We start from the raw sequence: 20,691 nt of genomic DNA on the forward strand, positions 1-20,691 counted from the left end.
TAGCGTGAACCCGTGGACGATCGGGCGGGCACGAGCGGCACGACGGTCGCCGTCGTCTACAACCCCGTGCGGGTGGACGTGCGGAGGGTGCGGGCCGCTGTGGAGGCGCGCGCGGCCGAGGTGGGCGACATCGAGCTGCTCTGGCTGGAGACGACGGCGGAGGACGGCGGCCAGGGCCAGACCCGGCAGGCGCTCGAACGCGGGGCCACCCTCGTGCTCGCGGCCGGCGGCGACGGCACCGTGCGCGCGGTCGCGGAGGCGCTGCGCGACCAGGACGCGACGCTGGGCCTGCTCCCTGGCGGCACCGGCAACCTCCTCGCCCGCAACATCGGCGTCCCGTTCGCCGGGCTGGAGGAGGCCGTCGCCGTCGCGTTCGACGGCGTCACCCGCCGCATCGACCTCGGTGTGGCCACAGCCGAGCGGCCCGACGGGAGCAGCAGCGAGCACGCGTTCCTGGTCATGGCCGGCATCGGCTTCGACGCCAGGATGATCGAGACCACGCGTCCGGAGCTCAAGCGGCGCGTCGGCTGGCTCGCCTACGTCGAGTCGGCGTTCCGATCGTGGCCCCGTTCGCGGAAGGTCCGGGTCCGGTTCGGGATCGACGACGAGCCGGAGCAGACCGCGCACGTCAGCACCATCCTGTTCGCGAACTGCGGCGCCCTCCCCGGCAACATGCAGCTCATCCCGGACAGCGAGGTGGACGACGGCCTGATCGACATCGCCATCCTGCAGCCCGCGACGCTGTTCGGCTGGCTGGCGATCTGGCGCAAGGTCACCTGGGAGAACCGGGTGCTGCGCCGAAGCGCGCTCGGGCGGCGGATCATCCGCTTCACCGACCGCGCGATCCGCACGCGGCTCAGCTACCTCCGCGGGGCGGCGGTGGCGGTCGAACTGGACGTGCCGGAGCCGTTCGAGATCGACGGCGACGGGTTCGGGGAGGTCATCAGGCTCGGCATCGCCGTCGACCCGCAGGGGCTGCGGGTGCGGGTGCCGCGGTGAGCGGCCGGGCTACTGGCAGCTGGACGCGAGTGCGCGCAGGCCGTCCTCGGCCTTCGTGAACGCCGAGCCGACCGCGGCCGCGTCGCCCTGGCCGGGGGCCGCCGCCTCGTAGTCGACGAGGGCGGTGTTGAGGCCGTTGAGGTCGTCGTCCGCCGTGTTGATCGCATCGGAGATCGCCGGGTCCTCGATCGAGGAGACCTGCCCGTCGAAGGTCGACCATTCGTCGATGAGCTTGGCCTTCGCGTCCGCCGGCGAATCCTTCCAGTTGGAGGACTCGAGGCTCGTGAGCGAGGTTGAGAACGCCTGCGCCGCGCTCACCACCGTGCTGCAGCCGGCGTTCGGCGCTGCGGGCGCCTCGGAGCCCACCGACCTAACGGCGTAGCCGACGCCGCTGAGCACCGCGATGATGAACACCGCGGCGATCCACAGGAACACCAGGCCGACCTGCGCGTAGCCGATGATCGTCGCGGCGAGCGCCAGGCCGCGCCCCTTCTCCCCCGTCCGCCGGATCTGGGACAGCGCGATGTGGCCGCAGATGATCCCGGCGAGGCCGACGAAGAACGACGTGATGAACCCGACGATGGCCAGGACGTTCGTCGTCGGCTCGGGCGGAGGGAACGGCGAATAGGGCGGGTACGGCTGGTAGGGCGCGTAGGACGGCGGCACGGAGTCGGAGGGCATAGGCCTCCCATTGTGCAGCCTGCGGCACGCTCCGGCCGCGCGACCTACCGCTCGTCGTCCGGCAGCTCGCTCTCGCCCTCCGGGTACGGCGCGCGCTTCGGACCGCGCCCGGCGAGGGCCGTGAGGAACAGCAGCGCCACCAGGGTGATCAGGCCGACCGTGATCAGCGGGCCCGCGAGCATCCAGCCGAGCTGCGAGATCACCAGCGAGCCGACGTCGGTCGAGGGGGTGGAGCCGGTGTACGACAGGCTCACCGAGACCGAGTAGAGCACGATGCCCAGCACGACGAAGCCGCCGGACACCAGCCAGAGGGCGAGCATCAGCGGATTCCGGCGGGGCGAGAGCTCCAGCCGGTCGAGGATGCCGGCGGCCGGGGATGGGGTCGGAGCCGGGGCAGGGTACGCGCGGTCAAGACCCGACTCGGCGGGCAGCGCCGCCGGCGTCACCCGCGGCACGTCGACCGGCGCGATGCTCAGCGAGGCCGCCTCGACAGGCGCGCGGTCCGCTTCATCGTGACGGTCGTCCTCCGCCGCCTCGGACGGCGACGGCGCCGCACGCAGGCGGGTCCTGGCCCGCTCACCCGGCTGCGGACGGTAGCCGCGCTGGAACTGCGGGTCGTAGCGGGGGTCGACGCCGCGCGCGGCGTCCTTCTGCTCGTCGTCCACGATCATCCCGACCTCCCGTGAATCGGATGGGAGCGCTCCCTGCTGCGCAGCTTACCCGCGGTCGTCCGCAGCGTCACCGTGATCGTCCACCAGCGTGCCGAGCCAGGCGCGCGCGTCGGTGAAGACCTCATCGCGGTAGCGCTGGTCGAAGTCGACGCTCACGCCGTCCGCCCGCGGATACGAGCCGAGGAAGATCACGGACGGGCTGAACCGGCGGAGGCCGAGCAGGGCGTCCGCGACGCGCTCGTCGTGGATGTGGCCGTCCGCGTCGATGACGAACCGGTAGCGGCCGAGCGCGTCGCCGATGGGCCGCGACTCGATGAGGCTCAGGTTGATGCCGCGGGTGGAGAACTGCTCCAGGAGGTCGAGCAGCGAGCCGGGCCGGTCGTCCGGCAGCTCGGCGATCAGGCTGGTCTTGTCGGCCCCGGTCGGCGCCGGCACGCTGCGCGACGTGCTGACCAGGACGAAGCGGGTCACGGCGTTCGGGTTGTCGCCGATGTTCTCGGCGAGCACGGTCACGTCGTGGTGGTCGACGATCCCGGGCGGGGCGATGGCGGCGTCCGCGGTGCTCCCGTCGAACAGGGAGGCCGCGGCGGCGACGTTGCTGGACGCGGGCAGGTGCCCGTGCGCGGGGAGGTGGGCGTCGAGCCACTGGTGGCACTGCGCGTACGCGACGGGATGGGCGTTGATCGTGCGCACGTCCGCCAGCGTCGTCCCCGGCCGGGCGACGAGCACGAAGTTCACGGGCACGAGGTACTCGCCCACGATCCGCAGCCCGGGAACGGTCGCCAGCGCGTCCTGCGCGACGGAGACGCCGCCCTCGATCGAATTCTCGATCGCGATCATCGCGGCGACGCTGCGCCCGGACACCACGTCGGCGAGCGCCTCGCCCACGTTGTTGACGGCTCGCCAGCTCTTGCCGCGCGCCTCCGGCACCTGCGCGAGCGCGGCCTCCGTGAAGGTGCCGGACGGCCCGAGGAAGCTGTAGACCTCGTCCACGGACGCGGTCAGCTCGGCAGTGGGGTCGGCGGGGGCGGAGGACATGGCCTTTAGCCTAGCGAGGGCGGCGCGCCCCAGCCCTCGCCCCTTCCCCGCCGCCGTGGAAGAGTAGTCGCATGGACGAACGAGCAGGCACCCCCGCGCAGCCCTCCGACCTCATCGACGTCGACGCCCTCCGGCGCGCGTACTACGAGCTGAAGCCCGACGTCAGCATCCCGGAGCAGCGCGTGGTGTTCGGCACCTCCGGGCACCGCGGGTCGGCGCTCGACACCGCCTTCAACGAGGACCACATCGCCGCGACGACGCAGGCGATCGTGGAGTACCGGAACGCGCAGGGGATCACCGGCCCGCTGTTCATCGGCGCCGACACCCACCTGCTCAGCGAGTTCGCCACCACCACGGCCCTCGCGGTGCTGGTCGGCAACGAGGTGCGCGTGCTCGTGGACGAGTTCGACGACTGGGTGCCGACCCCCGCCGTCTCGCACGCGATCATCGCCTACAACAAGGCCGGTCACTCCGACCAGGCCGACGGCATCGTGGTCACGCCGAGTCACAACCCGCCGCGCGACGGCGGCTTCAAGTACAACCCGCCGCACGGCGGGCCGGCCGACACCGACGCGACAAGCTGGATCGCGAAGCGGGCGAACGAGATCATCGCGGACGGGATGCGCGACGTGCGGATGGCCGAGCCGAGCGGCGTCGAGACCTACGACTTCCGCGGCAAGTACGTGGCCGACCTCGCGAACATCATCGACCTGAAGGCGATCAAGGAGAGCGGGATCCGCATCGGCGCCGACCCGCTGGGCGGCGCGAGCGTCAACTACTGGCAGGCCATCGCCGACACCTACGGGCTCGACCTCACCGTGGTGAACCCTGAGGTCGACCCGGCCTGGGGCTTCATGGCGCTGGACTGGGACGGCAAGATCCGGATGGACCCGTCCAGCCCGTCCGCGATGGCGTCGGTTGTGGCGCGCAGCGGCGACTTCGACATCCTGACCGGCAACGACGCCGACGCCGACCGGCACGGCATCGTGACGCCGGACGGCGGCCTGATGAACCCCAACCACTACCTGGCGGTCGCGATCGACTACCTGTTCGCCACCCGCACCGGATGGCGCGAGGACGCCGCGGTCGGCAAGACGCTCGTTTCGTCGTCGATCATCGACCGGGTGGCGGAGTCACTCGGCCGGCGGCTGTGGGAGGTCCCGGTCGGCTTCAAGTGGTTCGTCCCCGGTCTCATCGACGGCTCGGTGGGCTTCGGCGGCGAGGAGAGCGCCGGCGCGAGCTTCCTGCGCTTCGACGGCTCGGCCTGGACCACCGACAAGGACGGCATCCTGCTCGCCCTGCTCGCCAGCGAGATCCGCGCCGTCACGGGCAAGTCGCCCTCCCAGCTCTACCGCGAGCTGACCGAGCGCTTCGGCGACCCGGTCTACCAGCGGGTGGACGCGCCGGCCAGCCCGGAGCAGAAGGCCGCCCTCGGCAAGCTCGACGGCGACGCGATCGCCGCGACCGAGCTCGCCGGCGAGCCGATCACCGCGAAGCTGAGCCGGGCGCCCGGCAACGACGCGCCCCTCGGCGGCGTGAAGGTGGAGACCGCGACGGCGTGGTTCGCCGCCCGCCCGAGCGGCACCGAGAACGTCTACAAGATCTACGCCGAGAGCTTCGCGGGCGAGGAGAACCTCCGCGAAGTCCAGGAGGAAGCCAAGCGCATAGTAGGCGACGCCCTCGGCGCGTAAATCCTCAGCCGAGGGGCACGTAAACGCCCCTAAAACCGCGTTTTAGGGGCGTTTACGTGCCCTTCGGCGTGCCGTAGGCCAGCGTCGCGCGGATGCCGTCCGGGGTGTGACCGACCTCCAGCTCCACGCGGGTGCGAGTGCCCTCCTGGCTGAGGTCGAGCGTGAGCCGTGCGTGGCCCTCGTCGACCACCCGCTGCACCTCCCGGCGCACGGTCGGGGCGGTGACCAGGTTGATCCGGCCGTTCGCGGCGAGCACGGCGACGCCGTCCTCCCGGATGGTCGTGGTGATGTTCATCGGAGGCGGGGCTCCTTCCTGGCCGCGTGCGCGGCCGGTCCGCGGTAGAGCCCGGGGTTCACCACGTACTCCGGCGCACGATCACGGCGGTCACGTCGTCGATCGGCACGCCGGCCCGCGCGGCCGAGAGGATGCGGGAGACCGCGCCGCCGGGCGTCGCATTGCCGCGGACGATGGCCTCCAGCACGGGGAAGGCGCGGTCGCCGCCGAGCGCGTCCAGCACGCCGTCGCTCACGCAGACCAGGGAGTCGTTGGGGCCGAGCATCACCCGGTCGGGTGTCCGCGGCTCCGGAGCGGGGAGGCCGAGCGGGAGCGCGCTGCTCCGCAGCCGTTCGAGCGGCCCCCGGTCGCGGACGACGAGGGCGAGCCCGTGACCGGCGTCGACGTAGTCGACCGCGCCGTCCGTGTGCACCTTGGCGTGGAAGAGGGTGACGAACGTGGCGAGCTGGTCGAGGTCCTCCTCCACCAGCCGGGAGGCGGCGTCCACGGAGTCCTCCAGGTCGGAGAAGTCCATCGTGCTGCGCAGCGCGGTGCGGACGGACGCGCCCACGATCGCCGCGGCCATCCCCTTGCCCATCACGTCGCCGACCGTGACGCAGAAGTCGTCACCGACGTCGTACCAGTCGTAGAAGTCGCCCGAGACGCCGCGCGACGGCTCGCAGGCCGCCGCAACGTCGAAACCGGGCGCCCGGGGCTTGCGGCGCGGCAGCAGGCCCTTCTGAGCGATGGCAGCCCGGTCGAGCTCGTCGTCGCGGTTGAGCTCGTCCTGCACCCAGTCCGCGAGGTCGCGCAGCACGCGCTCCTGCTCCGGCGTGATGGTGTGCGGCTCGGTGTCGAGCACGCACAGGGTGCCGACGGCCTCCCCGCCCGGCGCGTGCAGCGGCTCGCCCGCGTAGAAGCGGAGGTGCGGATCGCCCACCACGAACGGGTTGTCCGCGAAGCGCTCGTCCGCGGTCGCGTCGAAGACGATCAGCGCCGAGTCCTGCCGGGCCGTGACGTCGCAGAACGCCTTCTCGCGCGGGGCCTCGGTGGTCAGCCCGAGGTGCGACTTGCGCCACTGCCGGTCGCCGTCGAGGAGGGTGATGCTCACCATCGGGACGCCGAAGAGCTGTTGCGCGAGCCGGGTGATCCGGTCGAATCGCGCCTCCGGCCCGCTGTCCACGACCCGGAGGCCGGCCAGTGCACGTTGCCGCGCACTCTCTGTCTGCTGCACCGCCTGCGCGTCGACGACCATGCGTACAACTGTACTGAGGTGTCTACCGCAGTCCAGGGTGACGTCATTCCGTTACGCAGGGTAATCTCGGCGTGAAATCTAGATGGCTCAGTGCTTACGTCTTACATTCAGGATCGGTGGCTAGCCTGTTGCGATGCACTCCGACCCGACGTCCGACACCCCGACCCGCGCGCAGGCGCGTGCGAGCGAGAGGTCGCCCGGCGCGCCGATCGCCCGTCACGGACGCCTGAAGCCCCGCACTCTGCGCTCCTCCCTCGGCGCCCTGGCCCTCCGTTCCGTCGCCGTCGTGGCGGTCAGCGCCGCGGCCCTGGGCGGCTTCGCCGTCTTCGACGTGTTCGCGACCGTGAACGCGAAGGAGGGGGTGCAGCTCGTCGACGCCGCCGGCAAGGCCCTGCCGCCGCGGGTCGGCGCGGTCGACGGGGCCTTCAACGTCCTCCTCGCGGGCAGCGACAGCGGGGGCGGGAACCCCGCCTACGACGAGCGCGACGCCGCCCTCAACGACGTGACGATGCTGCTGCACGTGTCGGCCGACCACAAGGACGCCACCGTCGTCAGCCTCCCGCGCGACATGTATGTGCCCATCCCGTCCTGCCCGGACGGCAACGGCGGCAGCCACGACTCGATGAGACGCCAGAAGCTCAACACCTCACTGAGCTATGGCGGTCTCGCCTGCACGGTGCTGACGGTGAAGCAGCTCACCGGACTGGAGATCGACTACGCCGGGGTGATCGAGTTCGACGGCGTCATCGAGATGTCCAACGCCGTCGGCGGCGTGCCCGTCTGCGTCTCGGGCGACATCAAAGACCCGTACAGCGGGCTGGACGTGAAAGCCGGCGACAACAGCCTCCAGGGCGCGCAAGCGCTCGCATTCCTCCGCACCCGGCACGGCGTCGGCGACGGCTCGGACCTCGCCAGGATCAGCAATCAGCAGGTGTTCCTGTCGTCGCTGGTGCGCACGATCAAGAGCGCAGACACCCTGGCGAACCCGCTGCGGGTCTACGGGCTGGCGAAGGCGGCGGCCGACAACATCCAGCTCTCCGAGAGCCTCAAGGACGTCACCACGATCGCGTCGCTGAGCATGGCCTTGAAGGACGTCGACCCTGCCAAGGTCGTCTTCGTCCAGTACCCGAACCATCTGGAGGGAGACGGCGTCGACCCGACCGCCGACGAGGCGGAGCTGCTCATGTCGGCGCTGCGCGAGGACCGCCCGGTCACCCTGACCGGCGACACCGGGCTGGGGTCGGAGACGGCGGAGGCGGCGCCGGCGTCCGCGGAGCCCGAGGCCCGAGAGGCCGCCGCCGACCCCGCCACGGTCGAGCTGCCGTCGAACGTGCACGGGCAGACCGCGGCGCAGGTCACCTGCTCGCAGCCGTTCGCGTACTAGTGGTACTCGGTCCCGCCCGGCACCCCGAAGAACTCCTCCAGGGTTGCGACCCTCGTCTCCTTGAGCTGGGTGGCGAGCGGGACGCCGACGTACCGGAAGTGCCACGGCTCGAACGTGAAGCCGGTGACCGCGACCTTGTCGGCCGGGTAGCGCAGCACGAAGCCGAAGCGCCAGGCGTTCGCGGCCAGCCACTCCCCCTGCGGCGTGCGGGCGAAGCAGGCGTCGAGGGAGCACTTGGCCGGGACGGCGCTGATGTCGACCGCGAGGCCGGTCTGGTGCTCGCTGTGGCCGGGGCGGGCGGTGTCCGTGTCGGCGTACACCACTCCGTTGCGCGCGGCATCCTCGTTGTAGACGCCGGTCTGCGACTCGAACGACCGGTAGGCGCTCTGCACCGAGAAGTCGAGCCCGGCCTCCGCCTTGCCCGCGCGGAACATCGAGACCAGCGCCTCCCCCACCTCGGGCCGCATCGGCTGGCGGTTGACGTAGGCGACCTCCGGGTAGACCAGGGAGGGCGGGGCGAAGTTCGACGGGACCAGCGGGCGCGGCTTGTTCACGACCACCCAGGTGCTCGCCGGGTCGTCGATCGACTGGGCGCGCTTGTCGAAGCCGGCGACGGTCGCGGTCGGCGTGGAGGTGGGAACGGGTCGGGGTGCGTGCGCTGCGGCCTTGGCGGGGGCCGGCTTGCGGGACGGCTGGTCGGCGGCGGAGCACGCCGTGACGGCGAGCAGCACGATCGCCGCGGCAGCGACGGCCGCGACACGACGACGGGGACCGGTCGAATTCACTGCACGAGCATAAGCGCCTCAGCGCGCCGTTCCTGTCAGCGCATTCCCGGTCTGACCCGAACTGGGGCCTCCTACTTTGAGAGACTCCAGAAGTGACCGGTCGCACCGGGGTGGTCGACCGTGATCGTGTGATCGAGGTCGCGGTAGTCGGTGTCCGTGTTGTGGCCCGCCATCTCGATGGTGATCTTGCCGTTCACGTTGCTCACCGCCGAGACGATCTGGACGTGGTCGAGCGAGTTGTTGTTGTTCCAGTCGAACATCACGATGTCGCCGACCTTGATCTTGTCGCGCTGATCGAACGAGTACTCCGTCAGCCCGAGCTGCGCCGCGTTCTCGCGGAAGTAGTCGTCCATCGCCGGCACGTAGCCCCACGCCGGGCTCCAGTCGGCCGCCGCGTTGTGGTTGTACCAGTCGGAGTTCATCTGCCAGCCCCGGGCGATCAGCGTCTGGCTGACGAAGTTGGCGCAGTCGCCGCCGACCGGGTTGAGGTCGCCGTACTGGGCCGTGTTGTAGTTGTTCCAGTGCGCCATCGCGTACGCGAGCTGCTGATCCACCGGGGTCTGCACCTGGTAGGTGAAGGTCTTGCCGACGGTGGGGACGACCGTGCCGCTCGCCGCGGTGACGACGATCGGCACCGCCCCTGCCGCGAAGTTCGCCGCCTGGGGGACGGTCACGACGATCTTGTCGCTGCCGGGCTGGGTGACCGGAGCCGCCAGGCCGCCGATCTGCACCGAGGCGACTTTGTCGAGGTTCGTGCCGGTGATGGTCGCCGTGCCGCCGGAGACGCTTCCCACGGCCGGCACGATGGCCGAGACGGTCGCGTTCTTCGGCTGCGCGACCGGGGCCGCCTTCGCGATGGCCTTCGTCATCGGGGACGGCTCGCCCGCGCACCCCGTGAACAGGAGGGTTGCGGCGGCCACCGCCGCGGCGACGGCGAACAAGCGACGGGAACGACTGAGAGAACTCATACGACCTTCGGGGAGGATTTGGAGGGTGACGGGAATCACCTCGCCCACCGTACGCCGCACACCTATGTGACACCTGGATGGGGTACAGACGCCCCTGTGAAAGCTGCCGGAAACCGCAGCCGACCGCGCCCGCTCGCGGGATTCACCCGTGCGTTCGCCCATGGCGAACGGGGCCCCATGAGGCGTAGTCTCGCGTTGCTGAAAGACTCGCACTGGGTGTAACTTTGCACTCTCCGCAAAAATATTTTGCCCCACACCGGTGTGACGCTCCCACGTGACGGGCGTCCCCTCCCACGACTCTCGACACGGAGACAGATGTCCAGTCAGACCAGCGCGGCAGTGGCCGCACCCAAGCCGATCATGTCGCATCGGCAGATCCTTTTCGTGATCTTCGGCCTGATGGCCGGCATGTTCCTGTCGGCCCTCGACCAGACGGTCGTCGGAACCGCGATCCGCACGATCGGCGACGACCTGCACGGCCTCAGCCAGCAGGCGTGGGTCACCACGGGCTACCTCATCCTCTCGACGATCTCGACGCCGATCTACGGCAAGCTCTCCGACATATTCGGACGCCGGCCGCTGTTCATCATCGCCATCGGCATCTTCATCGTCGGCTCGATCCTGGCGTCGTTCTCGACCTCGATGCTCGGGCTGGCGGCGTTCCGCGCCATCCAGGGCCTCGGCGCCGGCGGTCTGATGTCGATGCCGCTCGCGATCATGGGCGACATGCTCGCCCCCCGAGAGCGCGCCAAATACCAGGGCTACTTCCTCGCCGTCTTCGGCATCTCCAGCCTCATCGGCCCGCTGATCGGCGGCCTGTTCGCCGGTGCGGATCAGATCCTCTTCATCGCCGGCTGGCGCTGGGTGTTCCTCATCAACGTGCCGATCGGCATCGCCGCGCTGTTCATGGTCTTGCGCTTCCTCCACCTGCCGAAGCACGACCGGGGCTCCGCGCGGATCGACTGGTGGGGCGCCGCGGGCGTCATCGTCGCCCTCGTGCCGCTGCTGCTCGTCGCCGAGCAGGGCCGCGAATGGGGCTGGGGCAGCGCAGGCTCCATCGCCTGCTACGTGATCGGCGCCGTCGGCATCATCGCATTCATCCTCATCGAGCGGGCCATGAAGGACGACGCGCTCATCCCGCTCAAGCTGTTCCGCTCCAGCACCTTCTCGATGGCGACCGTCATCGGCGTGCTCGTCGGCTTCGGCATGTTCGGCGCGATGCTGACCCTCCCGCTCTACCTGCAGATCGTGCTCGGCTCGACCCCGACCGAGTCGGGCCTCCAGCTCCTGCCGATGATCCTCGGCCTGATGATCTCCTCGATCGCCTCGGGCCAGATCATCTCGCGCACCGGCCACTACCGTCAGTTCCCGATCATCGGAACCGCGATGCTCGCGGGCGGATTCTTCTACCTGACGTTCCTCAAGTTCGGCGACTCGTACTGGTTCATCGCCGGTGCGATGCTGCTGATCGGCCTCGGCCTCGGCCAGCTCATGCAAACGCTGACCATCGCCAGCCAGAACTCGGTCGGCCTCCGCGACATGGGTGTGGCGACCAGCGCCTCCACGTTCTTCCGCCAGATCGGTGGAACGCTCGGCACGGCCGTGCTGCTGTCGCTGCTGTTCACGGTGTTCCCGACGAACATCCAGACCGCGCTCACCGACAAGCCGACGCTGACCAGCGCCCTCGACGCCGCGCTGACCCCCTCGGTCGCCTCGGCGCCCGAGAACAAGCAGATCATGGAGAAGATCTACACGCCGATCACCGAGCCCATCCAGAAGCAGGCGCAGGCCGCTGCTCACGCGGCCGGCGTACAGCAGCTCGTCGCGAAGGGCGTACCGCAGGACATCGCCGAGCAGAAGGTCCCCGCAGCGCCGATCGACTTCTCCAACGCCGACCAGCGGAAGGCCGTGGTCGACAAGGCTGTGCCCGTCATGCAGACGCAGCTCAAGAAGGGCAACGGCGCGAACAGCAGCTCGGACATCAACGACACGTCGTTCCTGAACACCGCGGACTCGCGGCTGTCCAAGCCGTTCCTCGTGGCGTTCAACAGCTCGGCCGTGCAGGTCTACTGGGTCGCGATGATCGTGGTCCTGGTCGCGTTCGTCCTGTCGCTGTTCTTCCGCACCCCGCCGCTGCGCGCCAAGTCGGCGCTGCAGGAGGCCGCGGACGCCAGCGCGGAGGCCGCAGCCGCCCGCGAGGGCGCCGAGGCCGGCGAGCGTCAGCCGGTGCCGGTCGGGGCGATGGTCTCCGCCGACTCCGACGCCGCCGCGCGCGGCGAGCTCGAGGAGACCGACCTCGGCCTGATCGCCAGCCGCGTGGCCGGCGAGACCGGCGCGCTCATCGAGCCGGTGATCGACACCGCTTCCGTCGCCGCCCAGCGACCGCGGCCCGCGGTCGACTGACACCGGTACCGGCTCAGTCCACCTCACCGACGGGACGGCCGTCGCCCATCCGGGCGGCGGCCGTTCCGCCGTCTGCGCCCGCCGGCTGGGGCGGAACGCGGCGCAGCACGAGCGGGGTCACCACGCCGTGCAGCACGATGCTCCCCACCACCGTCAGCACCGTGACGCTCAGCACGTCGCCGCTGTCGCTGTCCGGGAGGTGGTTGTAGGCGAGCAGGCCGAACACGATGGAGGCCGTGCCGCGCGGGCCGATCAGCCCGATGTAGGTGCGCTCCCGCCAGGTCACCGGCGAGCCGAGCATCGAGGCGTAGACGGGCACGGCGCGGAACAGGGTGAGCGCCAGCACCGCGATGACGAGCACCCGCCAGTCGATGCCCTCCACGATCACCGCCGTGGTCATCCCGCCGAGGATGAACCAGACGAAGTCGGAGGCGACCGTGCTCGCCTCCTCCACCAGCAGCAGCTCGTCCTCCGGGACCGCGCGCAGCTCGCGGCGTCGGGTGCGGGTGACCCGGAACATCACGCCCGCGACGAAGGCGGCGACGAAGCCGTTCGCCGCCAGGTCGTGGATGGTCGCGATCCCGTAGGTCAGCAGCGGCGCGATGAGCATCACGAAGCGGATGCCGGACGCGTTCGCCCAGCCGCGGTCGGAGGCCCAGCGGGTCAGCAGGCCGAGCACGCCGCCGATCACGATGCCGACGACGATCGCGACGACGGTCGCGGGGATCGCGCCGAAGAACGCGTAGACGGCCTCCGACAGGTTCTTCTCGACTTCCTTCTCGCTGGCGCCGGAGAGCTGCGCACCGGTGTTCGCGACCTTGAGGATGCTCGGGAGGGCCACCGCGATGGCGACCGACATGGCGAACAGCGGCGAGATGAGGCCGTCGTTGTAGCCGCTCTCCACGTTGAGGATCTGGCGCACCCGGGCCGGGACGCGCCCCGACCGCAGCAGGGCGGTCGCCGGCGCGAAGTCGGTGGGCATCACGATGCAGGCGATGGCGATCAGCACGAAGACGTTGAGCGCGGGGAGCAGCCAGGCGCCGGTCACCACGACGAGCGCGAGCGATAGCGGGAGGGCGATCAGCACGAGCCGCGCGAGGCTCCGGCCCTGGCCGCCGAAGATGCCGCCGCGCACCTCGCACGCGTCGACGAAGAGGAGCACGGCGAGGATCAGTTCGACCACGTGCTGGGCGACGTCGCTGTCGATGGCCTCGGTGAAGCCCTTCACATCAACCAGCACCACGATCGAGCCGAGCACCGCGAGCGCGGCCGGCCCGGCGATCCCGAACCGCTCGAACCGGTGCGCGACGAGCGACCAGAGCGCGACCGCGGCGAAGCCGACGAGGATGATGACCGGCATCCGCACCCTCCCTTCGCTCCCGAAGCGCGTCCAGTCTGCCTCCCCACCCGCCCGCGCGCCAGGCCCGCACATTCGTGCCGAATGTCGCGAATGGCGCCGCGAAACCCACCATTCGTGCCGAATGTGCGCGCGGGCGCCCGCGGTCAGAGGGCGGTGAGGAGGTCGACGGCGAGGGCGCGGGCGTCGCGGAGGCGGCGGCGGTCGGCCTCCAGGCCGGCGCGGACGAGGGCACCGTTCAGCACGTAGGAGAGGTGCTGTGCGATCCGCTCGGCGCGGACGCGGTCGGTGAGCTCGCGGAGGCCCGCCGCGAGGATGGCGTCGACCTCCGCCAGGTGACGGCGCACGGTCTCGCGGCCGGGGTCGCCGAGCGGCAGTTCAGAAGCTGCGTTCAGGAGGCCGCTGCCGCGGTAGCCCGGCTCCGGCGCGAGCGCGGCCTGATCGAGGTAGGCGTCGAAGACGGCGAGGACGCGCGTGAGCGGGTCCGGCGTCCGGCGCGCACGACGGGCGTAGAGGGCGAGCCATTCGACGTGGCGGGCCTCCAGCACGGCCGAGACCAGCGCCGACTTGGAGGCGAAGTTGTTGTAGAGGCTCATCTTGGCGACGGCGGCGTCGGCGGTGATCGTGTCGATCCCGGTGGCGGCGATGCCGTCGGCGTAGAACCTGCGGGCGGCCGCTTCGAGGATGCGGCGGCGCGCCGCGCCCGTGCGGGCACCGGTGTTGCGCGCGGACTCCGCCATCGGCGCCCTCCCCTGTCTAGGTAGGTCAGTCTATCTATAAGACGCACATCCAAGATCACGGTTCGATCACGCAACGGACCGCGCGGCGCGGAATCCCGCGCATTTCGGGGCTCGCTCAACAAATCCCGTGTTTTCAACGATGAGAGCGCGACCACAGTCGCGCTTGACAAGCGCATCCCCGTCGATCTACATTCTCATCCAACCCGTGAGAGCGCTCTCACGGCCTTCAAAGAGAGCGCTCTCACTGGTCACACCAGACCACGCACACACACGCACAAGGGAGTGATCCGTGAAGCTTTCACGACGCACCAAGGTCGCTGCGGCAGTCGCCGCCACGGCCTCGTTCGCCCTCCTCGCGACTGGCTGCTCAGCGAGCGGCAGCGACGCAGGAACCAGCTCGAACCCCATCACGCTGACCGTCACGACGTTCGGCACGATGGGCTTCGACAAGCTCTACTCGCAGTACGAGAAGGAGCACCCGGGGATCAAGATCAAGGCGACCAACATCGACACCGGCGACAACGCCCTGACCGACTGGCAGACCAAGGAGGCCGCGGGCAGCGGGCTCCCCGATGTCCAGGCGGTCGAGGAGGGCTGGCTCTCCAAGGTCATGCAGGTCTCCGACCAGTTCAACGACCTGAAGGACTACGGCGCCAACGACATCAAGAGCCGCTGGGTCGACTGGAAGCTGAAGCAGGCCACCGACAAGAACGGCCGCATCATCGGCTACGGCACCGACATCGGACCGGAGGGCCTCTGCTACAACAGCAAGCTCTTCGCCGCGGCGGGCCTGCCGAGCGACCGCGACTCCGTCGCCAAGCTGTTCGGCGGCGACAACGCCACCTGGGCCGACTACTTCAAGGTCGGCGAGCAGTACCACGCGGCGACCGGCAAGGCGTTCTACGACCAGTCCGGCTTCCTCTGGAACGCCATGGTGAACCAGCAGCCGGAGGGCTACTACACCAAGGACGGCAAGCTCAACATCGAGAACAACAGCGACCTCAAGGCGCTGTGGGCGCAGCTCGCCGGCGGCGCCGCCGCGGGCCTCTCCTCCAACCAGACCCAGTGGGACTGGGGCAAGGGCAAGGCCTTCACCGACGGCTCCTTCGCCACGTTCGTCTGCCCGGGCTGGATGCTCGGCGTCGTGCAGGGCCAGGTCAAGGCCGGCGGCGGCGACGCCTCCACCGGCTGGGACTTCGCGAACGTCTTCCCGGGCGGCGCGGCCAACTGGGGCGGCTCCTTCCTGACGGTCCCGAAGCAGTCCAAGCACCCGAAGGAGGCCGCGGCCCTCGCCGCGTGGCTCACCTCGGCCCAGTCGCAGGTCGCCACCTTCCAGGCGGCCGGCACGTTCCCCTCGGTCACCGCGGCGCAGTCCGACTCCGGAGTGACCGGCGCGAGCGACCTGACGAAGTTCTTCAACAACGCCCCCGTCGGCCAGATCCTGGCGGAGCGCGCGAAGGGCGTCGTGGCCCAGTACAAGGGACCGGACGACTCGGTCATCCAGTCCCAGGTGTTCGGCCCGTCCGTTCAGCAGCTCGACTCGAAGAAGGCGAACGGCGACCAGGCCTGGGCCAACGCGATGACGCTGCTCAACCAGCTCGTCGTCAACAAGTAGTACACCTCACCAGCCGGGCCCCGCTGCTGCGCGCGGCGGGGCCCGGACCCTCCACCCGAACCATCCGCTCCCCTCCCCCACGGAGAACCGCATGACCACCGTCACCCGCACCCCGGAGGCCGCCCCCGCAGCGGCCCCGCGCGACCGCGACGACCGGGCGCTCACGTTCAAGCAGAAGCTCAGCCGCTTCGACGTCAAGGCGTCGCCGTACTTCTACATCGCGCCGTTCTTCGTGCTCTTCGCCCTCGTCGGCCTGTTCCCGCTGATCTACACGTTCGTCGTCTCGCTCAACAACTGGAACCTGCTCACCGGCCCTGGCCAGTGGGTCGGCTTCGCCAACTACCTCACCGAGCTGAAGGACCCGTTCTTCTGGAACTCGCTCTTCAACACGGTCAGCATCTTCCTGCTCTCCGCCATCCCGCAGCTCATCGCCGCGGTGTTCATCGCCGCCATGCTCGACCAGAACCTCCGGGCGAAGACGTTCTGGCGGATGAGCGTGCTGCTCCCCTACGTCGTCACCCCCGTCGCCGTCACGCTGATCTTCTCGAGCGCGTTCGACGAGAAGTACGGGCTGATCAACAACATCCTCCAGGCCGTCGGCCTCCACCCCGTGATGTGGAAGACCGAGACCTTCCCGTCGCACATCGCGATCGCGACGATGGTCAACTGGCGCTGGACCGGCTACAACGCGCTCATCCTCCTCGCAGCGATGCAGGCGGTGCCGCGCGACATCCACGAGTCGGCGGCGCTGGACGGCGCTGGATCGTTCCGCCGGTTCTTCTCGATCACGCTGCCGAGCATCCGGCCGACCATGATCTTCGTGATCATCACCGCCACGATCGGCGGACTCCAGATCTTCACCGAGCCGAAGCTGTTCAACCCGTCGAGCGCGGTGCCTGGGGGCCCGCAGCGGCAGTACCAGACAACCGTGCTCTACCTGTGGGACATGGCGTTCAACCGGCAGAACTTCGGGAGGGCGTCCGCCATCGCGTGGATGCTGTTCCTCATCATCGTGCTGTTCGGCGTGCTGAACTTCCTCATCTCGCGGCGCATCGCCTCCACCGAGGCGAGAGTGCACCGGTCGCGGACGGCCAAGCGGCTGGCGCGGAGCCGGGCGGGCTCCACCGCCGAGACCGAATCCCGTTCCGACGCCGACACTGCGGCGAGCGCCGAGGGCGCCCTGGCGCTGGCCGCGGCGAGCGAGGAGAAGAACGTATGACCACCGCGACCCGCACCCCCGCCGCGCAGCGCGCCCCGCGCCGCCGCGCGCTCGGAATCGACCGGCGCCCCGGCTTCCTCACCTACGGAATCCTGCTCGCGATCTTCGTCGGCGGCGCCTACCCGCTGTGGTGGTCGTTCGTCGCCGGTTCGAGCAACAGCACCGTGCTCACCTCGACGTGGCCTCCGCTGCTGCCGGGCGGCCAGTTCTGGACGAACGTCGGCGCCGTGCTCGACACCGTGCCGTTCTGGCAGGCGCTCGGCAACTCGATCATCGTCTCCACCGTCATCACCGTGTCCGTCGTCTCCTTCTCGACGCTCGCCGGGTACGCGTTCGCGAAGCTGCGGTTCCGCGGCCGCGAGGGGCTGCTGGTGTTCGTCGTCGGCACGCTCGCGGTGCCGACCCAGCTCGGCATCATCCCGCTGTTCATGGTGATGAAGCAGTTCGGCTGGACCGGGACCCTCGGCGCCGTCATCGTGCCGACCCTCGTCACCGCGTTCGGCGTGTTCTTCATGCGGCAGTACCTCGTGGACGTCATCCCGGAGGAGCTCATCGAGGCCGCCCGGGTGGACGGCGCCACCATGATCCGCACCTTCTGGCATGTCGGCGTCCCCGCGGCGCGGCCGGCGATGGCGATCCTCGGGCTGTTCACCTTCATGACCGCGTGGACCGACTACCTCTGGCCGCTGCTCGTCGCCCCGCAGAACCCGACCCTGCAGGTCGCGCTCAGCCAGCTCCAGTCCGCCAAGTACGTCGACTACTCGATCGTGCTCGCCGGCGCGGTGCTCGCGACCATCCCCCTGTTGATTCTGTTCGTGCTCGCCGGCCGACAGTTGGTGTCCGGCATCATGGCCGGCGCAGTGAAAGGCTAACCACGCATGACCGACGACCGCACCGCCTGGCCCGCCGGCTTCCTCTGGGGCTCCGCCACCGCGGCCGCCCAGATCGAGGGCGCAGCGCACGAGGACGGCAAGGAGGACTCGATCTGGGACGCGTTCGCCCGGGTCCCCGGCGCGATCGCGGGCGGCGAGACCCCCGAGCGCGCGATCGACCACTACCACCGCGTTCCGCAGGACGTCGCCCTGATGCGGGAGCTCGGCCTCCAGTCGTACCGCTTCTCCACCTCGTGGGCACGGGTCAAGCCCGGCGACCGCTCGGTCAACCGCGCCGGGCTGGACTTCTACAGCCGGCTGGTCGACGAGCTGCTGGAGTCGGACATCCTGCCCTGGCTGACGCTCTACCACTGGGACCTGCCGCAGGCCCTGGAGGAGCGCGGCGGCTGGGCGAACCGCGAGACGGCGTACCGCTTCCGCGACTACGCGGTGGCCGTGTACGACGCCCTCGGCGACCGGGTGACGCACTGGACGACGTTCAACGAGCCGCTCTGTTCGTCCCTGATCGCGTACGCGGCGGGCGAGCACGCGCCGGGCCGCCGGGAGCCGCGCGCCGCGCTGGCCGCCCTCCACCACCAGCACCTCGCGCACGGGCTCGCCGCCGCGGCCATCCGTGACCTGGCCGGGGAGCACGAGGGGCGCGCCGAGGCGCTGCGCGTCGGCATCACGCTCAACCTGACGAACGCGATCCCCGACGACCCGGAGGACGCCCGCGACCTGGACGCCGCCCGCCGCATCGACGGGCTGTGGAACCGGATGTACCTCGACCCGCTGCTCGACGGGACGTATCCCGCGGACGTGCTGGAGGACCTCCGCGAGCACCGCTTCGAGGAGCTGGTGCACGACGGCGACCTCGGCGTCATCCGGCAGCCGATCGACTTCCTCGGGGTGAACCACTACCACGACGACAACGTCAGCGGCCGGCCGCTCCCCGCGGACACCGTGCACGCGCCGGTGCCGACCGACCGGCCGAAGTCGTCGCCGTTCGTCGGCAGCGAGTTCGTCACGTTCCCGTCCCGCGACCTGCCGACCACCGCGATGGGCTGGGAGGTCAACCCGAATGGCCTCCGGGACCTGCTGGTGCGGCTGACGGCCGAGCACCCGGCGCTGCCTCCGCTCTACATCACGGAGAACGGCGCGGCGTACGACGACGTCGTGGACGACGACGGCCGCATCCGCGACCTGGAGCGGGAGGCGTACATCCTCGATCACCTGGACGCGGTCCGGGAGGCGATCGAGCGGGGCGCCGACGTGCGCGGGTACTTCGTCTGGTCGCTGCTCGACAACTTCGAGTGGGCGTGGGGCTACGCGAAACGGTTCGGGATCGTGCACGTCGACTACGAGACACTGGAGCGCACGGTGAAGAACTCCGGGCGGGCGTACGCGCGCGTCATCACGGAGGCCCGCATCGCGGAGGCCGCACGCGCCGCCGAGGTCGTGGGCGCGCCCACTGGACCTGCCGCGGCACACGCCTAACATGGGTCGGGCGTCGACCGACGCCCCGACGCCCGAGAGGCCCGAGGAGAGGACCCCATGACGACGGAGCAGGTGGACGGTCGCAGCGTGCCGACCCTGGAGGCCGTGGCCGCGCGCGCGGGCGTCTCCCGGGCGACCGTGTCCCGCGTCGTGAACGGGTCCACCAAGGTGACTCCGGAGGTCGTGGAGGCCGTCACGCGTGCCATCTCCGACCTCAACTACGTGCCGAACCGCGCCGCCCGCTCGCTGGCCTCCCGCCGCACGCAGGTGATCGCGCTGGTGGTGCCGGAGTCGACGGCCAAGGTGTTCGCCGACCCGTTCTTCGCGTCCATCGTGCAGGGCGTCGCGCTCAGCCTGGCGGACACCGAGTACACGCTCAACATGGTGATCTCGTCGGAGACCAACCCCGACAAGACCCGCCGCTACCTGATGGGCGGCAACGTGGACGGCGCACTGGTCGTCTCCCACCACTCTGGCGACCACTCGTACGCGCAGCTCGGCTCGACGCTGCCGATCGTGTTCGGCGGCCGGCCGGTGAGCGAGGCGCAGCACGAGTCGTACTTCGTGGACGTGGACAACGTCGCGGGCTCGGCGGGGGCTGCGGAGCACCTGATCGCTCGCGGCCGCCGGAACATCGCGCTCATCACCGGCCCGCAGGACATGCCCGCCGGCCTCGACCGCTACACGGGCTGGCGCCGGGCGCTGGAGGCGCACGGGCTGGACCACACGCTGGTCGAGTACGGCGACTTCTCGCCGTACTCCGGCATGGAGGCCATGCGGCGGCTGCTCGCGACCGGCCGCCCGATCGACGGCCTGTTCGCGGCGAACGACCAGATGGCGGCCGGCGCGTACTCGGCCATCCATGAGGCGGGGCTCAGCATCCCCGGCGACATCGCGGTGGTCGGCTTCGACGACGACAACTTCGGTCTCACCGCTACGCCGCCGCTCACCACGGTGCACCAGCCGTCCATCGGTCTCGGCGAGGCGATGGCCCGCGTGCTCGTCCGCCGCCTCGCCGGCGAGCCCGTCGACCGGATCACGCTGCTCCCCACCGAACTCGTCGTCCGCCAGAGCTCCTAGTGCTGAATTGGCAGTAGTGCCATACGGATCCAGGCCAGCACCCGCGTATTGTCGTTGCCCCATCACGAGCCCTTGGCGGACGTCGTGGCGCTGCCGGTCGGTTGAAGCTCTTCGCGCCGATGCCTCTCCACTGCCCGTGCAGCGTCCGGTTCACCTCATAGC

18 protein-coding genes are annotated in these 20,691 nt (G+C 70.2%); 9 read left to right on the forward strand and 9 right to left on the reverse strand.

Annotated features, from left to right (window positions below; genetic code table 11):
* The first annotated feature begins 12 nt into the window (after positions 1–12).
* Positions 13–999 carry a diacylglycerol/lipid kinase family protein gene (locus ACFQ9V_RS02320; RefSeq protein WP_382457568.1) on the forward strand — a complete coding sequence of 329 codons (987 nt, stop codon included), beginning with the start codon at positions 13–15 and terminating at the stop codon, positions 997–999.
* A 9-nt stretch (positions 1,000–1,008) separates the two neighbouring features.
* On the opposite strand, the gene ACFQ9V_RS02325 is transcribed toward ACFQ9V_RS02320, so the two are convergent.
* The 3 genes from ACFQ9V_RS02325 to pheA are packed head-to-tail and all read right to left on the reverse strand — an operon-like array spanning position 1,009 to position 3,389.
* On the reverse strand, positions 1,009–1,680 hold the full coding sequence (locus ACFQ9V_RS02325) for a DUF4190 domain-containing protein (RefSeq protein ID WP_382457569.1): 672 nt from the start codon (positions 1,678–1,680) through the stop codon (positions 1,009–1,011).
* A 44-nt stretch (positions 1,681–1,724) separates the two neighbouring features.
* Positions 1,725–2,351 (reverse strand): hypothetical protein, encoded by a 627-nt coding sequence (locus ACFQ9V_RS02330; protein WP_382457570.1) that lies wholly within the window; start codon positions 2,349–2,351, stop codon positions 1,725–1,727.
* Positions 2,352–2,396: 45 nt separating this feature from the next.
* Complete coding sequence (gene pheA, locus ACFQ9V_RS02335; RefSeq protein WP_382457571.1) at positions 2,397–3,389, reverse strand: prephenate dehydratase; 993 nt, start codon at positions 3,387–3,389, stop codon at positions 2,397–2,399.
* A gap of 71 nt (positions 3,390–3,460) precedes the next feature.
* Between pheA and pgm the strand changes: the two genes are divergently transcribed.
* Complete coding sequence (pgm, locus tag ACFQ9V_RS02340) at positions 3,461–5,080, forward strand: phosphoglucomutase (alpha-D-glucose-1,6-bisphosphate-dependent) (RefSeq protein WP_382457572.1); 1,620 nt, start codon at positions 3,461–3,463, stop codon at positions 5,078–5,080.
* 52 nt (positions 5,081–5,132) lie between these two features.
* Here pgm and ACFQ9V_RS02345 read toward each other — a convergent pair whose 3' ends face one another.
* Entirely contained in the window at positions 5,133–5,375 is a 243-nt protein-coding gene (locus ACFQ9V_RS02345; protein WP_382457573.1) for a hypothetical protein, read from the reverse strand.
* Between the two features lie 58 nt (positions 5,376–5,433).
* A complete protein-coding gene (locus ACFQ9V_RS02350) occupies positions 5,434–6,609 on the reverse strand; it encodes a PP2C family protein-serine/threonine phosphatase (protein WP_382457574.1) in 1,176 nt (391 codons plus the stop codon).
* 133 nt (positions 6,610–6,742) lie between these two features.
* On the opposite strand from ACFQ9V_RS02350, the gene ACFQ9V_RS02355 reads away from it, so the two are divergent.
* Positions 6,743–7,993: an LCP family protein gene (locus tag ACFQ9V_RS02355; RefSeq protein WP_382457575.1), complete on the forward strand. Its 1,251-nt coding sequence runs from the start codon at positions 6,743–6,745 to the stop codon at positions 7,991–7,993.
* On the opposite strand, the gene ACFQ9V_RS02360 is transcribed toward ACFQ9V_RS02355, so the two are convergent.
* Both ACFQ9V_RS02360 and ACFQ9V_RS02365 read right to left on the reverse strand, forming a co-directional pair.
* Entirely contained in the window at positions 7,990–8,778 is a 789-nt protein-coding gene (locus ACFQ9V_RS02360; protein WP_382457576.1) for a M15 family metallopeptidase, read from the reverse strand. The two genes, ACFQ9V_RS02355 and ACFQ9V_RS02360, sit on opposite strands and share 4 nt — an antisense overlap.
* 71 nt (positions 8,779–8,849) lie before the next feature.
* Entirely contained in the window at positions 8,850–9,647 is a 798-nt protein-coding gene (locus ACFQ9V_RS02365) for an amidase domain-containing protein (RefSeq protein WP_382457577.1), read from the reverse strand.
* A 414-nt stretch (positions 9,648–10,061) separates the two neighbouring features.
* Here ACFQ9V_RS02365 and ACFQ9V_RS02370 point away from each other — a divergent pair, with 414 nt between their 5' ends.
* Entirely contained in the window at positions 10,062–12,149 is a 2,088-nt protein-coding gene (locus ACFQ9V_RS02370; RefSeq protein ID WP_382457578.1) for an MDR family MFS transporter, read from the forward strand.
* A 13-nt stretch (positions 12,150–12,162) separates the two neighbouring features.
* On the opposite strand, the gene ACFQ9V_RS02375 is transcribed toward ACFQ9V_RS02370, so the two are convergent.
* Complete coding sequence (locus tag ACFQ9V_RS02375) at positions 12,163–13,509, reverse strand: cation:proton antiporter (RefSeq protein WP_382457579.1); 1,347 nt, start codon at positions 13,507–13,509, stop codon at positions 12,163–12,165.
* 143 nt (positions 13,510–13,652) lie between these two features.
* The gene (locus ACFQ9V_RS02380) at positions 13,653–14,246 is read right to left on the reverse strand and encodes a TetR/AcrR family transcriptional regulator (RefSeq protein ID WP_382457580.1); all 594 of its coding nucleotides are present in this window, start codon (positions 14,244–14,246) and stop codon (positions 13,653–13,655) included.
* A 289-nt stretch (positions 14,247–14,535) separates the two neighbouring features.
* Here ACFQ9V_RS02380 and ACFQ9V_RS02385 point away from each other — a divergent pair, with 289 nt between their 5' ends.
* From ACFQ9V_RS02385 to ACFQ9V_RS02405, 5 genes are all read left to right on the forward strand, one after another.
* Positions 14,536–15,861: an extracellular solute-binding protein gene (locus ACFQ9V_RS02385; RefSeq protein ID WP_382457581.1), complete on the forward strand. Its 1,326-nt coding sequence runs from the start codon at positions 14,536–14,538 to the stop codon at positions 15,859–15,861.
* A gap of 91 nt (positions 15,862–15,952) precedes the next feature.
* Entirely contained in the window at positions 15,953–17,080 is a 1,128-nt protein-coding gene (locus ACFQ9V_RS02390; protein ID WP_382457582.1) for a carbohydrate ABC transporter permease, read from the forward strand.
* Positions 17,077–17,952 (forward strand): carbohydrate ABC transporter permease, encoded by an 876-nt coding sequence (locus ACFQ9V_RS02395; protein ID WP_382457583.1) that lies wholly within the window; start codon positions 17,077–17,079, stop codon positions 17,950–17,952. The genes ACFQ9V_RS02390 and ACFQ9V_RS02395 overlap by 4 nt, the downstream gene beginning before the upstream one ends.
* A gap of 6 nt (positions 17,953–17,958) precedes the next feature.
* Positions 17,959–19,449: a GH1 family beta-glucosidase gene (locus ACFQ9V_RS02400; RefSeq protein WP_382457584.1), complete on the forward strand. Its 1,491-nt coding sequence runs from the start codon at positions 17,959–17,961 to the stop codon at positions 19,447–19,449.
* A 57-nt stretch (positions 19,450–19,506) separates the two neighbouring features.
* On the forward strand, positions 19,507–20,529 hold the full coding sequence (locus ACFQ9V_RS02405; protein ID WP_382457585.1) for a LacI family DNA-binding transcriptional regulator: 1,023 nt from the start codon (positions 19,507–19,509) through the stop codon (positions 20,527–20,529).
* The last annotated feature ends 162 nt before the right edge of the window (positions 20,530–20,691 follow it).

The sequence above is a fragment of the Leifsonia sp. NPDC056665 genome (assembly GCF_042791795.1).
Classification (GTDB): domain Bacteria; phylum Actinomycetota; class Actinomycetes; order Actinomycetales; family Microbacteriaceae; genus Leifsonia.